Origin of the sequence: Neobacillus citreus, assembly GCF_018343545.2 — a bacterium.
GTDB classification, from domain to species: Bacteria; Bacillota; Bacilli; order Bacillales; family Cytobacillaceae; genus Neobacillus; species Neobacillus citreus.
In genome coordinates this window covers 1-2,706 of sequence record NZ_JAGYPE020000066.1, presented here as the reverse complement: position 1 = coordinate 2,706, position 2,706 = coordinate 1, and the positions used below count along the sequence as shown (strand labels likewise).

Here is a 2,706-nt window from a genome sequence, read left to right as displayed (position 1 = left end):
ATGGCCATAAACAAAAGCTGCAGGATGAACATTCCCATCATGGTGATGGCAATATCACCATTCACCGACTCTCCATCAGCGTATTTCCCTACGATGACAATTGACGATCCCCAGGTAACTAGGTTAAAGATTAAGATATTCGTAAAGGCCGCGAGCAGCTTGGCGATAATGATCTTTGTCCGTGAAACCGGTTTGACAAACAGGAATTCCGACGTCTTATCCCGCTCCTCCTTGGAAATGATGGTTGCCCCGAGCATGGCCGCATGAATGGTTGCCATCAATAATAGATAGATAAACAGCATCCCGTAGTAGCCGCTGACCTTATTCATGTCAAGCTCACCAACACCCATCACCACCTGAAGGGACTTCGGCATATCTTGAAACAGGTCATTCAGCGATTGGCCTGAAGATGATAACCCAGCGTATTTTTGCATCCCGGAAACCACCATCAGAAAGACGCCAATGCACCAAATGATAAGCGATTTCCGATGGGACTTCAGTTCTCTTACATAGATATTCATTTGCCCGAGCCCCCTCCTACACAGCATGGATATCTTTTTTTGTATAAACGAAATAACTCGCCGCAACTGCAAGCAAAATAATCACCGCACCCACAATCATAAATGATGCTTCATAGCTTGAATGTTTTAAAATATAATCATTATTAAAATACTTGAACGGTGAAAAGTAGCGCTTCGCTTCATCATCCGTTGTGGCGCTGATTGCGCCGATAAAATAGAACGCAAAGACTGTCCCAAGCGACACGGGCAGCACGGACTTTATTTTGTATGAGATTACCGAAACAATGATGCCGATAGCCAGAAACATCAGTTGAATGAAAATCATCGTCAGTGAAAGCAATATGAATTGTTTCATGCTAAAATCATCTGTTTTCACCTGGGTGGTGATTACCGTTGCAGCTGCAATATATACAACATTCGTGATGACGAGTGAAGTGAAGGCTGCCAGCAACTTGGCGGTTAACACCTGGTTTCGGGTAACTGGTTTGGTCAAAAGAAAATCCGCCGTTTTTTCCCGGACCTCCTTGCTGACAATCGAAGTCCCCAGATTCATGGCCTGAATCGCCCCGCACAGGACGATAAACGTCAACGCATACCAATAGAATCCTAGAATCGTAAATAAATTGCCCAAGTTGAGGCCGATTGCTTTCCTTAAAGCTTCCGGATAGCCTTCCAGCAGCTTTTTGAATTCATCAGCATCCTTTGAGAAGGCCGGAAACATGGACATAAACAGCGCAAATACGGCAATTAGCGAAATCGTCCAGATGATCGTCGACTTCCGGTAGGCCTTTAATTCATGAAAAAAGATATTCATAATTTATTAGGCCTCCTTTTCGTAATAATGAAGGAAAATTTCTTCAAGGTCTGGCTCTTCAATCCAGAGGTTGGTTATTTCAATTTCAGCGATTTTCCTTAGGACCGCATTGATATCGCCTCTAAATAGAAAACTCGTCACGTTACCCTTAGTTGCCAAGTTGTTAACTCCGTTTATATTAAAATAGTTTTGATCAAGCGGCACCTTTGTTTCCACTTTAAACTTTTTATAATTGTTTTCTTTTAATGTACTAATCTTTTCAACTGTAACAATCTTGCCCTCTTTAATGATGGCGACGCGGTTACATAATCTCTGAACCTCGCTGAGAATGTGCGACGAAAAGAGGATAGTAGCTCCTTTCTTATTCTCTTCCTCAAGAAGTTCAAAGAACTTCTGCTGCATCAACGGGTCGAGGCCGCTTGTTGGTTCATCAAGAATGATGAGCTTCGGCTCATGAAGCAGCCCCTGGACAATGCCCACTTTCTTTTTATTTCCCAAGGAAAGATCATCGATTTTTTTATTGAGGTTGAGGTCCATGATCTCCGCTAATTCCTTGATCCGCTTGCTGCAATCCTTTTTGTAAAAACTGGCCGAATACTTCAAAAGGTCCTTTACCTTCATATTATCGTAATAGAACACTTCCGACGGAAGATAGCCGATTTCCTTTTTGATTTCTGGGGCAAATTTGATGCAGTCCTTTCCAAAAATCGTCGCGTTGCCGCTTGTCGGATATATGAGCGACAGCAGCGTGCGAATCGTTGTCGATTTCCCGGCCCCATTCGGTCCGATGAAGCCGAAAATCTCACCTTCCTCCACGTTAAAGCTGATGTCGGTGATTCCCCGTGCTTTGCCGTAAGTCTTGGTTAGGTTTTTAATTTCTATTACATTCATAGTTGAGGCCTCCCTCTATTTGTAGAAGCATTTAATTAAAACCTCGAAATACTCTTCCGCTTCTCGGCTGACTTTTTGATAATCAATTTTGTGGTCCGGCAGCATCTTAGCCTTGTAAAGCTCTTCATCGCTCATTTTTTCAAAGGTCCAGGTAATAATTTTTAAGATTTTTTGAATGTCGACATCATCCCGAAATTTGGAAAAATCAATACCCTCGTAAATTTTTCCAAAATTCAAATCGAGTAGTTCCTTTTTCTTTTTTTCCATTTCCACTTTGATTTCTGTAGAATCCTCCATCATCGCAATTTGGATAAAATCGAAAAGGTCCGGATATTGCGTAAGGAGGTCCATCTTAATCTTGATGGATTGTCTAATTCTCGCGAAAAAGTCCGATTCAGCAAGATTGATTTTTTTATAAAATTCATCTGCAATGAGTTCATAGCAATATTCAAACAGAAATAGGTACAGTTGCTTTTTGTT

General features: G+C 41.7%; 4 protein-coding genes. All 4 read right to left on the bottom strand.

Features of this window, described 5'->3' with window-relative positions:
- Positions 1-521 (bottom strand): ABC transporter permease subunit (locus KHB02_RS24815; RefSeq protein WP_241114073.1); only part of this gene is annotated, 521 nt, incomplete at its 3' end.
- A 16-nt stretch (positions 522-537) separates the two neighbouring features.
- A complete protein-coding gene (locus KHB02_RS24810; protein ID WP_213147893.1) occupies positions 538-1,335 on the bottom strand; it encodes an ABC transporter permease subunit in 798 nt (265 codons plus the stop codon).
- Positions 1,336-1,341: 6 nt separating this feature from the next.
- On the bottom strand, positions 1,342-2,226 hold the full coding sequence (locus tag KHB02_RS24805; protein ID WP_213147892.1) for an ABC transporter ATP-binding protein: 885 nt from the start codon (positions 2,224-2,226) through the stop codon (positions 1,342-1,344).
- A 15-nt stretch (positions 2,227-2,241) separates the two neighbouring features.
- Positions 2,242-2,706, bottom strand: a 465-nt coding sequence (locus tag KHB02_RS24800; RefSeq protein ID WP_241114072.1) for a TetR/AcrR family transcriptional regulator, incomplete at its 5' end; no start/stop codon positions are given.

Bases quoted from the DNA above. Each gene is read 5' to 3' on its own strand.
- KHB02_RS24810 (WP_213147893.1), bottom strand. From the start codon at position 1,335: ATGAATATCTTTTTTCATGAATTAAAGGCCTACCGGAAGTCGACGATC.
- KHB02_RS24805 (WP_213147892.1), bottom strand. From the start codon at position 2,226: ATGAATGTAATAGAAATTAAAAACCTAACCAAGACTTACGGCAAAGCA.